This window comes from Bradyrhizobium sp. AS23.2, from assembly GCF_001908185.1.
GTDB lineage: Bacteria > Pseudomonadota > Alphaproteobacteria > Rhizobiales > Xanthobacteraceae > Bradyrhizobium.
This window is the reverse complement of record NZ_LGHM01000279.1, coordinates 1-10,111: the sequence shown is the minus strand read 5'-3', so window position 1 is coordinate 10,111 and position 10,111 is coordinate 1. Positions and strand designations below refer to the sequence as shown.

General features: G+C 63.9%; 13 protein-coding genes and 1 pseudogene. 4 read left to right on the top strand and 10 right to left on the bottom strand.

Going from position 1 to position 10,111, the window contains the following annotated elements; translation table 11 throughout:
- Positions 1 to 116: 116 nt before the first annotated feature.
- From AC630_RS41020 to AC630_RS40995, 7 genes are all read right to left on the bottom strand, one after another.
- Positions 117 to 1,385 (bottom strand): CpaE/TadZ family protein, encoded by a 1,269-nt coding sequence (locus AC630_RS41020; RefSeq protein ID WP_074124040.1) that lies wholly within the window; start codon positions 1,383 to 1,385, stop codon positions 117 to 119.
- The gene (locus AC630_RS41015) at positions 1,382 to 2,116 is read right to left on the bottom strand and encodes a CpaD family pilus assembly protein (protein ID WP_074124038.1); all 735 of its coding nucleotides are present in this window, start codon (positions 2,114 to 2,116) and stop codon (positions 1,382 to 1,384) included. The genes AC630_RS41020 and AC630_RS41015 overlap by 4 nt, the downstream gene beginning before the upstream one ends.
- A gap of 20 nt (positions 2,117 to 2,136) precedes the next feature.
- Entirely contained in the window at positions 2,137 to 3,612 is a 1,476-nt protein-coding gene (locus AC630_RS41010) for a type II and III secretion system protein family protein (protein WP_074124044.1), read from the bottom strand.
- 11 nt (positions 3,613 to 3,623) lie between these two features.
- Positions 3,624 to 4,421 (bottom strand): Flp pilus assembly protein CpaB, encoded by a 798-nt coding sequence (gene cpaB, locus AC630_RS41005; RefSeq protein WP_074124037.1) that lies wholly within the window; start codon positions 4,419 to 4,421, stop codon positions 3,624 to 3,626.
- Between the two features lie 128 nt (positions 4,422 to 4,549).
- Entirely contained in the window at positions 4,550 to 5,074 is a 525-nt protein-coding gene (locus AC630_RS41000) for an A24 family peptidase (protein ID WP_074124035.1), read from the bottom strand.
- Positions 5,075 to 5,192: 118 nt separating this feature from the next.
- Positions 5,193 to 5,339 (bottom strand): hypothetical protein, encoded by a 147-nt coding sequence (locus AC630_RS46060; protein WP_167561384.1) that lies wholly within the window; start codon positions 5,337 to 5,339, stop codon positions 5,193 to 5,195.
- 67 nt (positions 5,340 to 5,406) lie between these two features.
- The gene (locus tag AC630_RS40995; protein ID WP_018646598.1) at positions 5,407 to 5,571 is read right to left on the bottom strand and encodes a Flp family type IVb pilin; all 165 of its coding nucleotides are present in this window, start codon (positions 5,569 to 5,571) and stop codon (positions 5,407 to 5,409) included.
- Positions 5,572 to 5,840: 269 nt separating this feature from the next.
- Between AC630_RS40995 and AC630_RS40990 the strand changes: the two genes are divergently transcribed.
- From AC630_RS40990 to AC630_RS40975, 4 genes are all read left to right on the top strand, one after another.
- Positions 5,841 to 6,668, top strand: coding sequence for a sterol desaturase family protein (locus tag AC630_RS40990; RefSeq protein ID WP_074124033.1), 828 nt, complete (start codon positions 5,841 to 5,843; stop codon positions 6,666 to 6,668).
- Between the two features lie 155 nt (positions 6,669 to 6,823).
- Positions 6,824 to 7,321: a pilus assembly protein N-terminal domain-containing protein gene (locus tag AC630_RS40985; protein ID WP_074124031.1), complete on the top strand. Its 498-nt coding sequence runs from the start codon at positions 6,824 to 6,826 to the stop codon at positions 7,319 to 7,321.
- Between the two features lie 220 nt (positions 7,322 to 7,541).
- On the top strand, positions 7,542 to 8,126 hold the full coding sequence (locus AC630_RS40980) for a TadE/TadG family type IV pilus assembly protein (protein ID WP_074124041.1): 585 nt from the start codon (positions 7,542 to 7,544) through the stop codon (positions 8,124 to 8,126).
- A 29-nt stretch (positions 8,127 to 8,155) separates the two neighbouring features.
- Positions 8,156 to 8,770, top strand: coding sequence for a TadE/TadG family type IV pilus assembly protein (locus tag AC630_RS40975; RefSeq protein ID WP_074124043.1), 615 nt, complete (start codon positions 8,156 to 8,158; stop codon positions 8,768 to 8,770).
- A gap of 177 nt (positions 8,771 to 8,947) precedes the next feature.
- Here AC630_RS40975 and AC630_RS40970 read toward each other — a convergent pair whose 3' ends face one another.
- The 3 genes and pseudogenes from AC630_RS40970 to AC630_RS47600 all read right to left on the bottom strand — a co-directional run.
- Positions 8,948 to 9,160, bottom strand: a complete 213-nt coding sequence (locus tag AC630_RS40970; protein WP_007599788.1) for a cold-shock protein — start codon at positions 9,158 to 9,160, stop codon at positions 8,948 to 8,950.
- Between the two features lie 260 nt (positions 9,161 to 9,420).
- Positions 9,421 to 9,708: a translation initiation factor IF-1 gene (infA, locus tag AC630_RS40965; RefSeq protein WP_018646603.1), complete on the bottom strand. Its 288-nt coding sequence runs from the start codon at positions 9,706 to 9,708 to the stop codon at positions 9,421 to 9,423.
- Positions 9,709 to 9,731: 23 nt separating this feature from the next.
- Positions 9,732 to 10,111 (bottom strand): annotated as a pseudogene (locus tag AC630_RS47600) (DEAD/DEAH box helicase); the annotation flags it as partial.

Sequence of the window (10,111 nt, the reverse complement as noted above, 5' to 3'; positions counted from 1 at the left end):
CACGGCGGGCGCCGGAGCCGGGGCAGGCTCTGGCGACACGGCGCCGGGCCTCGGGGCCCGAAAGTCGGTGTCTGTTCCGCTACGCTTACCGAACACTTAACAACTCCATGCGGCGGCTATTTTCCCCGCAACTTCTCAATCAGGGGTGAAAGCAGGGACGACTTTTGCTTCTTCGTCTCGCTGCGGCCGGTCAGGCGCTGGGCGATCTGAAGGAACATCTCGATCGACTTGTGGTTGGCGGAGATCTCCGCGATCATCTGGCCGTTGTTTGCTGCCGAGCCGAAGATCTGCGGCTCGAACGGGATCGAGACGACTGGCTGGCTCTCGATCGCCTTGGCGAACTCCGCGGCGGCGATTTCGGGCCGTTTCGGGACGCCGACCTGGTTCAGGCAGTAGAGCGGCGGCCGGTCGTTGGGGCGCGAGGCCTTCAGCAGATCGACCAGGTTCTTGGTATTGCGCAGGTTGGCGAGGTCAGGCGCCGCCACGATCAGGATGTCGTCCGCTCCGATCAAGGCGCGCTTGGTCCAGCCCGACCATTGGTGCGGGATGTCGAGCACGATGCAGGGCATGGTGGAGCGCAGCGTGTCGAATACGGAATCGAAGGCGTCGGTGCCGAAATCATAGACCCGGTCGAGCGTCGCCGGCGCGGCCAGCAGGCTGAGGTGGTCGGTGCATTTCGACAGCAGGCGGTCGATGAAGGCCGTGTCGACACGGTCGGGCGAGAACACGGCGTCGGCAATGCCCTGCGGCGGGTCCTGGTTGTAGTCGAGCCCGGCGGTGCCGAAGGCGAGGTCGAGATCGGCGACGACCGCGTCCATTGCCAGGTCGCGCGCGATCGCCCAGGCGACGTTGTGGGAGATGGTGGAGGCGCCGACGCCGCCCTTCGCGCCGACAACGGCGATGATGCGGCCGACCGCCTTGGCTTCCGGCGCCGAGAACAGGTTGCAGATCGAGCGCACGACGTCGATCGCGCCGACCGGCGCGAGCACGTAGTCGCTGACACCGCGGCGTACCAGCTCGCGGTAGAGCATGACGTCGTTGATGCGGCCGATCACGACGACGCGGGTGCCGGCATCGCAGACGGTGGCGAGCTGGTCGAGCCCGCCCAGAAGGTCGTTGCGGCCGTCGCTCTCGAGCACGATCACGTTCGGCGTGGGAGCGGAGCGGTAGGCTTCGATCGCGGCGGCCATGCCGCCCATCTGGATCTTCAGATGAGCCTTGCCGAGACGGCGATCCTCGCCGGCCGACTGCACCGCGGCAGCGGTCTCCACGGTCTCGCAGAAGGCCTGGACCGAAACGCGTGGTGCAGGCGCGATGTGCTCCTCGACCGGCGGGAGAGACGCTTCCGGCTGTTCTTCTTGAGTCTGGCGAGCGTAGCTGATCATCTGCCGGTGTCGCTGAGTTTGGCCTTCTCGGCCTCAGGATAAGAAACCGCCGTCGGAGTTCCCTTGCGATACTTCTCGAAGGCGGCGGTGCGCCGCGGCGTGTAGGACGGCGTTTCGGGCCGCGGCTGCTCGAGGTCCGACGGGTTGTCGACCATTGCCGCGAGGTTGCGCTGATAGGCGCAGCCGTAATTGTAATAGTCCTTGTTCTCGAACCAGCTCTTGTTCTTGATCGAGGGACCAATGTCCTCCGGCCACAGGCCGCAGGGACCCGCTACCGCGGCAATCCTGGAATAAGTGAGCCGGATCGGGGGCAGGAAGCGCTTGTCTTCCGGCTGGTAGGGGCGAACGGTGACGCCGCGCGGCGGAACGCCCGCCGCCGCAAGCATCGCCTGGATCTCACGCATCGAGTCCGCGACCGGACGTGTATTGGGTGTGCCGGACGGCACGTCGATGTGAATGGCGCCGGTGCCCTCGCGCACCCAGGTCGACGCCAGGCCCATCACGTCGGCGCGCTGGGCGGCAGTCAACCCGCCGCGGGCGTGGCCGACGAAGACGACGATCGAGCGGTTCTGTTCCGTGATCGCGATCGGATGGCGCTGCTTGTAGTCGTCTGGAATGGAGGCGGTGACCGCTTCGTCGTGCTGGCAGCCGCCGAGCGCAAGCGCGATGCCGACGAGCGCGCCACCGAAGCCGATGGCGCGTTTGCGAATCTGGGGTGGTCTTGTGATCATGGTGAAGTCCCCGTTCCGCCTCAGTCGGTGATGAAGCCGTAGGTGCCGCGATAGTTCTTTGCCGGTTCGGTCCGGCCCGGCACGCCGTAGATGCGGTTGATGTTGCCAAGCAGCTCGGCCTGCGGATCGGCGGGCGCCGAGAAGCCGTCATCCGGGCGCGACAGGTCCTTTTGCGCCACTGCGCGGACGATATAGGGCGTCACGATCACGACCAGCTCGGTCGCGTTGTTGACGAAGTCGCGGCTGCGAAACAGCGTGCCGAGGACCGGGAGCTGCATCAGGCCCGGCAGTCCGCTGACTGCCTGCTTAGTCTGCTGCTGGATCAGGCCGGCCATCGCCATCGCGCCGCCGGAGGGAATTTCCAGCGAGGTCTCCGCGCGGCGGGTCTTGATCGAGGGAACGGTCAGCGAGTTCACCGAGTTCGAGGTCACGGCCTGGGACAGTGTGACGGAATTTTCGTTTGAGAGCTCCGAGACCTCGGTCATCACCCGCATGCTGATCTTGCCCTCGCTCAGAACGACGGGGGTGAAGTTGAGCGAGATGCCGAACTTCTTGAAGCTGATCTGGGTGGTACAGACATGCGTGGTGGGGTCGCAAGCATAGCCCGCCGGCACTGGGAATTCGCCGCCGGCGATGAACGTTGCCGATTCACCGGAGATCGCGGTCAGGTTCGGTTCGGCCAGCGTGCGGATCACGCCCGCGGTTTCCATCGCACGCAGGGTGGCCTGCACCGATGGGGTCGCGCCGAACTTCGTCGTAAGGTTGTTTCCGTCGACGAGGTTGCGGCCGAGAGCCGTGAACGGGTTGGAGTTGGTGAAGCTCACCACCGACGTGCCGTAGTTGAGGTTCGCGGACAGGTCGATGCCGAGCTGCTTGATGATGCTGCGCTGGACTTCGGCCACCGTCACCTTCAGCATGACCTGGTCGCGGCCGCGGACCACGATCGAGTTCACCACCTTGTCGGCGCCGCCGGTGAGGCGCGCGGCGAGGTCGTTGGCCTGCTGGGCTTCGATCGGGTTCGCCGCCGTGCCCGTCAGGACGATGCCGTCGCCGAGTCCGTCGATCTGGATGTCGGAATTCGGCAGAATCTGCTTCAGCGCCGCCCGCACGCCGTTGAGGTCGCGCTTGACCGCGATGTCATAGGCCGCAATCTGCTGGCCGGCGGAATCGAAGAACACGATGTTGGTCTGGCCGACCGTAGCGCCGATGATGTAGGCGCGCTGCGCCGAGCGGACCACCGCATTGGCGATCTTGGGGTCGGCGACCAGCACGTCCTTGATGTCGCGCGGCAGGTCGATCACGATGGACTTGCCGACGCCGAGCGAGAGGAAGCGCGCGTTCATTTGGCCGTCGGCCGCGACCGGCGCCACGGGGCGGTAGTCGGCGGCGGCCACGGGGGTGAGCACCGGGTTGAGCGCCAGCGCGAGGGCAGCCGAAAACGACAGGGCGCGAACCGCTGAGGTTCGCATCGTTGCCCAATCCGCCCTGCATTTCATGTCGACTGTCCTCATCGTGCTTTCGCCGTCTGGCTCGGAATGCCGTAGCGAATGATCGAAACGCCCTCGCGCTTCTGCGAGGATTCATCGAGCGTGATCTCGCTCATCTTGACGTCGACGATGCTGCGCAGTGCCAGCGACAGCGTGCCGCTCTGGCGCGCGGCGGAGAGCGTCGCAGTCTGCGTGGGATTGAGCTCGAGGGTGACGGTCTTGCCGACCACCGCGTTCTGGCCGTCCTTCTCCTTCGGCGCCTGGTCGATCGCCAGCACGCGGACATTGGCCAGGATGATCTCGGACGTGACGATGTCCGGGGCGCCGCTGCTCTGGTCGGGATTCTTGAGACGGCGGGTCAGAAGGACGTCGACGCGATCGTTGGGCAGGATGAACCCGCCTGCGCCGGTTTCCGGCGAGATCTCGGTCGAGACCGCGCGCATGCCGGTGGGCAGGATTGCCGCCATGAAGCCGGAGCCCTCGGCCTTGACCAGCTTCTGGTCGCGCATCGGCTCACCCTGGATGAAAGGGGCGCGTGCGATCGAACCGGTGACCTGGGTCACGCCGTCGGGACGTTCGTTGCGGCGGATGAAGGTGGCGCTTGCGGTCGCGGTCGGCCAGGTCTGCCATTGCACGTCTTCCGGCTTGACGGTCTGGCCGAGGCCGATGTCGTTCTTGGCCACCAGCACGTCAACGGTGGGAAGTTGCGCGACCGGAGCCGGGGGCGGCGCAGAATGGTCCGAGCCGCTCGCCAGGTACGCGGCGACGCCGCCGGCGCAGATGGCGACCGTCAGGACGACAATGCGTGCCCTATTCATACGCTTCACTTTCCAACAAAACGCCGCGACGCTGCCGCCGCCGTAATCGGCAGTTGACCAGCTATTCGTCAAAGCATGGTTAATGAGGCGTATCTAAATCGGCTTAACGCCGGGTTTACCCGGTGTGTTCAGCGCAGTGCGAGGTGAGCGAGGTCGATCGCCTTCACCCATTCGGTTTCCGGGTAGACCATCAGCGCGCTCAGTGCGAGCGCGATGCCGTACGGGATGCCGCTCTCCTTGGCGTGCAGTCGTGCGAGCCAGGCCTGGCCCGCAAGCCCGTAGGGCAGTGGCCATTGCCGGAATTGGAGCAGCAGCAGCGTCAGCGCCCCGCCGAACAGCGAGGCGTAGAGCAGGAAGTTCATCAGTTGCGCGAAACCGAACCAGAGCGCGACGGAGGCCGCGACCTTGGCGTCGCCGCCGCCGACCCAGCCCATCGCAAAGCAGGCGAAGGCAACGACCAGGAGAAGCGCGCCGGCGCCGACATGACTCAGCATCTCGTAGGGTGCCATGCCACCGGCGAGCGCGAGCGCGAAGAAGCCTGCGACCAGTGCCATCGACACGCGGTTCGAGATGGTCATCGTGAAGAGATCGCTCGCGGCGGCGAACGCCATCAGGGCCGGGAAGAGCAGAAGGCGCGCAAGGTCGAGGATCATGGGCTGCGTCTTGAGGCCTGGTTTATCGCGGGATCTGGCGTCGCCGCATGCTAGCCGGCAGTGCTAAACAAACCGACAACGGCGGCAGCCGCCTTGGTGGAAACTGCCGCGGACACGCTCACCACAGGCTGGCAATCCGCGCGGCGAGCGCGACCGTTGCAAGCAGCAGTGCAAGGCAGACCCAGTAGGCCGGCGAATAGGTCTGCGCCGCTTCCGCCTCGTTCGCCGCAATCGCGGCATCGGTTCTGTACTTGCGCAACGCCACGGGAACTCGCCATACTCAAAAACAAAGGCCCCGGAGATCCGGGGCTTTTGCCGTCGTTGTCGGTCGCTTACTTCAGCGACGAGCTGATCGAGCCGAACTTGGTGTTCAGCGTGCTGCCGAGGTTGTTGACGACGGTGATGATGGCCAGCGCGATGCCGGCAGCGATCAGGCCGTATTCGATGGCGGTGGCGCCGGATTCATCCTTCGCGAAACGCGCAATCAGGTTCTTCATGAACAAAACTCCATCTGGGGTGTGATCGCCTCGTTCGGCGCCATGCTTGACGCGATGACCATGTGAGCCGAGCTCTTTCGGTGCGGTTAATTCGATCGCGCAAACCCGCTTCCTGCCCGATGCCTTTTGCCCAGAGTGAATTTCCCCTTAAGGCGGCAGCATAATTCGCTTCCGATCCGGGTGCGCACGCAAGCGCGCCGCCGACTTCACCGTCCCTTAAATTTCGCGGAGTAGGCGTAGGCGACCAGCAATCCGGAAGAGAGGCGACGATGTCGAGCCTGCCCATGCAAGTCGCCCTGATGCTCGGAGAGACCATCGCCAAGGTGGTTCCGGTCACCTTCGTGCTCGCGCTGGTCTTCACGGTGCTCGAGTATTTCTGGGCCTGTAACCCCGGCGCGCCGTGGTGGCGCAAGCGGGAGATCATCACCGATATCTGCTACTGGTTCTTCGTTCCGGTGTTCGCCCGCACCATGCGGATCGGGCTCCTGATCGTCGGCGCCAGCCTCCTCTTCAACATCCACGATGCCGACGATCTCATCGCCTTCTACGACAACGGCCATGGCCCGCTGGCGCAGCTGCCGCTCTGGGTCCAGGCAGTGCTGTTCCTGGTCCTGAGCGACTTCATGCTGTACTGGCTGCATCGGCTATTCCATGGCGGCGAGTTCTGGAAGTACCACGCGATCCATCATTCCTCGGAGGAGCTGAGCTGGATTTCGGCGGCCCGCTTCCATCCCGTCAATCTCGTGCTCGGCACGATCGGGGTCGACGTCGTTTTGCTGATGGTCGGCATCTCCCCGAACGTCATGATCTGGGTCTCCCCCTTCACGACATTCCATTCGGCCTTCGTGCACGCCAACCTGAACTGGACCTTCGGGCCGTTCAGATATTTGCTGGCGACGCCGGTATTTCACCGCTGGCACCACACCCCCCTCGAAGAGGGCGGCGACACCAATTTTGCCGGAACGTTCCCGGTCTGGGACGTGCTGTTCGGCACCTTCCGCATGCCGGAGGGGAAGCTGCCGCAGGACTACGGCAAGGACGAAGCGACCATGCCGAAGGAGATCGCGGGCCAGCTCGCCTATCCATTCCGCCGCTAGGACGGGAGGCAGCACCGCAAAACGCCAGTCCGTTCAAACAATAGTTGGCGAATTTGCGGAACGTTCACGAATTGAGGGCAGGTTAGACGGGTCGGGCACCGGCTCCGCTGTATCCAATCGCTTCTGCCGGTTTGTGACGTCCCGGGGGTAAGAGTATGCGTAAAGAACTGCTGCGCCGTCATGCGCGCGTCTGTCTTCTGGTTGCGGCCGCGGTGCTGGCATCGCCGGCTGCCGGCCTTGCCGAGTCCACCGTCGATACCATCGCCGTCAATGTCGACCAGGCCAAGCTGGTACGGCTGCCCGGCAAGGTGGCGACCATCGTGGTCGGCAATCCCTTGATCGCCGACGTCACGCTCCAGCCCGGCGGCATGATCGTCGTGACCGGCAAGGGCTATGGCGCCACCAATTTCATCGCGCTCGACCGGGGCGGTGAAATCCTGGTCGACCGCCAGATCCAGGTTGAAGGTCCGAGCGACAGGCTCGTCACCGTCTATCGCGGGATCGAGCGCGAGTCCTACAGCTGCATGCCGCTTTGCCAACGTCGCGTGACGCTCGGCGACAGCGACAAATACTTCAGCACTACGATGAGCCAGGCCAGTTCGTTGAGCAACAATGCCAGCGGCACCGCCGGCGCGGACGCCAAGACCAACTAGCAAGACCATTTGGCAGGTGTGCCCGGGAGGACCCGCGCGGTCCGCCCGGGCTCGCACGCGTGCGCGGAGGAAGTCTGCACTCGGCGCGCCGTGGGGCGTTCGTGGTTTACGCGCCCTTAACGGCGCGGTCCGCCGGGTGCGGATCGCCTGAAACACTTAAACAATTAGTTTCCGCTACTGAACGGGGCAGATGACCGCCGCTGCCAGGGAATTCGACGCGATGCCATCGCCTGCATCTAAAAGGTTCACGTTCCGGACCGCGCTGCGCCGGTTTCGCCGCAACGGCCGCGGCTCCGCAGCCGTCGAGTTCGCGCTGGTCGCGCCGATGTTCTTCGCACTGCTGTTCGCCATCATCGAGACGGCGCTGATGTTCTTCGCGAGCCAGGTGCTCGAGACCATCACCCAGAATTCGGCGCGCGTGGTCCTGACCGGCCAGGCCCAGTCCGGTTCGGTGGCGGCCTGCGCCGTGTCAGGCGTGGGCACGCCTTGCACGCAGGGGACGTTCAAGGCCTACGTCTGTACCCAGATCCCCGCCTTGTTCGATTGCAACAGTCTTTACGTCGACGTCCAGAGCTATTCCAATTCCTTTGCGTCGGTGACCCTGTCCAGCCATATCGACGCGAGCAACAACTTCGTCGCCACCGGCATGCAATACAATCCCGGCAGTGCCGGCCAGGTCGTCGTGGTGCGGATGTACTATCAGTGGCCGCTCTTCGTCACCGGCCTCGGCTACAACATCGCCAATCTCAACGGCAACAAGCGTCTGCTTGTCGCGACGGCTGCATTCCAGAACGAGCCCTACTAGCACTGTTGGATCCGAGCAGAACAATGCAGATGATCGTGAGAATCCTACACGCCGGCCGGACCTCCGCACGCGATTTCCTCGCCGACAGCAGCGCGCTCGCTGCAACGGAATTCGCGATGATCGTGCCGTTGATGCTCGTGATGTTCTTCGGCACCGTCGAAGTCTCGACCGCGGTGGCGATCGATCGCAAGGTCACGCTGATTGCGCGAACGCTGTCCGACCTGACGTCGCAATCTTCGGGAGCGGCGACCGATACGAGCCTGCAGAACACGTTCACGGCGAGCATCTCGATCGTCACGCCTTACGATGCGAGCAATACGGTAGGCACGATCTCCGAGATCTACATCGATGCCAACAGCATCGCGACGGTTCAGTGGAGCAAGTCTGCCACCGTTGCGAGTTCTTCTGCGACGCAGGCGACCCTCACGACCTCGCTTCGCAAGGCTGGCGACAAGATCACCTCATCGATCCCCTCAGCGCTGCTGGTGCCGTCGACCTACCTGATACTGAGCGAGGTCAGCTACACCTATAAGCCCACACTCTACTACGTCTTGAAGTCGGACCTGGTGCTGAGCGACGTCTCCTATACGCGGCCGCGCCAGGTCACCTGTATTGCCTACAACAACGTGCCGTCGTCGTGCTGAAATCGGAATTGCCGTCGCGGCGTTGAATGGTCCATCGCCGCGCCGATGGCTGCAGTCACCGATCTCAAGGCACCTGACGGAAAAAAGGCCGTGCGCAGAGCACGGCCTTTTCCTTTAGCTTGTTCGCTCAAGCCGATCCGGGCCAAGGCCCGGCAGGCTCAGCAAGGCCCGGCAGGCTCAGCCGGCGCTGCGGAGGTTGTCCGCTGCCGACTTGCCGGAACGGCGATCGGCGACGATCTCGTAGGAGATCTTCTGGCCTTCGCGCAGCGTGCCGAGGCCGGCACGTTCAACGGCGCTGATGTGAACGAAGACGTCCTGGCCGCCATCGTCGGGCTGGATGAAGCCAAAGCCCTTGGTCGCGTTAAACCACTTCACGGTTCCCATGCTCACGGGGGTAGTCCTTCTCAGATATACAGTGTCGAAGCCCACTTGCGCGGGCGGTTAGATCGAATTTCTGGAAGGGTCGTCAGCGTGTCTGAACCGGCTGTACCGGTGGATGCTAATATCGTCCGGCCGAAAATCGATTAGTTCATTTTATTGGAAATAGGGCCTCAAAACAATCCTGACGCGCACGAATTTTTGATCCGCCGTGACGTCCACGGCGGACCAGCATACAGGTCAGAATTTTACCGCAGCGCGCTTGATGCAGATCAACGACGGCGGAACTGGCCACCGCGTTGTCCGGGTCGCGGAGGTCCGCCGGCCGTCGCAGGACGTTCGTCCTTGTGGCGGAAAATCAGCCGTCCCTTTTCCAGATCATAGGGCGACATTTCCACCGTCACGCGGTCTCCCGCCAGCGTCTTGATGCGGTTCTTCTTCATCTTGCCGGCGGTGTAGGCGACGATCTCGTGTCCGGCGTCGAGCTGCACGCGATAGCGTGCGTCGGGGAGGATTTCGGTGACCAGTCCTTCGAACTGGATCAGCTCTTCCTTAGCCATGAATTTCTCCAGGTCGTGGACGGCTAGTGCGAAAAGGGTTTGCGGTTCGATTGGCCGTTCGGCCGACTCTCACGGCGCAAAAAGGCCACGCCTTGTATCCCATCAGACGTACCAGCGCCATGCGCGGAACGCTGTTCCGGGCGGTCGGCTGGCGAAGAATGCATCTTACCACCGGAGCGGCGGCGGCGAGAGGCCTTCTGGCCGTTGCCGGGCCTTCCGTCAACATGCCTGGCATCAACATGCCTGGCATCGCCATGCCGTCCTTCACCGGACCGTCCGTCGCCTTGCTTGCCGGCGCTATGGTGGCGTCCGTCGCCATGCCTTTCGTCGGCACGCCGCCCGTCACCGTGCCGCGCGCCCTGCTGACGCTGGCCCGGCCGGCCCTGCCGGCCCTGCCGTTGCT

Bases quoted from the DNA above. Each gene is read 5' to 3' on its own strand.
- AC630_RS41020 (WP_074124040.1), bottom strand. From the start codon at position 1,385: ATGATCAGCTACGCTCGCCAGACTCAAGAAGAACAGCCGGAAGCGTCT.
- AC630_RS41015 (WP_074124038.1), bottom strand. From the start codon at position 2,116: ATGATCACAAGACCACCCCAGATTCGCAAACGCGCCATCGGCTTCGGT.
- AC630_RS41010 (WP_074124044.1), bottom strand. From the start codon at position 3,612: ATGAAATGCAGGGCGGATTGGGCAACGATGCGAACCTCAGCGGTTCGC.
- cpaB (WP_074124037.1), bottom strand. From the start codon at position 4,421: ATGAATAGGGCACGCATTGTCGTCCTGACGGTCGCCATCTGCGCCGGC.
- AC630_RS41000 (WP_074124035.1), bottom strand. From the start codon at position 5,074: ATGATCCTCGACCTTGCGCGCCTTCTGCTCTTCCCGGCCCTGATGGCG.
- AC630_RS40995 (WP_018646598.1), bottom strand. From the start codon at position 5,571: ATGAAGAACCTGATTGCGCGTTTCGCGAAGGATGAATCCGGCGCCACC.
- AC630_RS40990 (WP_074124033.1), top strand. From the start codon at position 5,841: ATGTCGAGCCTGCCCATGCAAGTCGCCCTGATGCTCGGAGAGACCATC.
- AC630_RS40985 (WP_074124031.1), top strand. From the start codon at position 6,824: ATGCGTAAAGAACTGCTGCGCCGTCATGCGCGCGTCTGTCTTCTGGTT.
- AC630_RS40980 (WP_074124041.1), top strand. From the start codon at position 7,542: ATGCCATCGCCTGCATCTAAAAGGTTCACGTTCCGGACCGCGCTGCGC.
- AC630_RS40975 (WP_074124043.1), top strand. From the start codon at position 8,156: ATGATCGTGAGAATCCTACACGCCGGCCGGACCTCCGCACGCGATTTC.
- infA (WP_018646603.1), bottom strand. From the start codon at position 9,708: ATGGCTAAGGAAGAGCTGATCCAGTTCGAAGGACTGGTCACCGAAATC.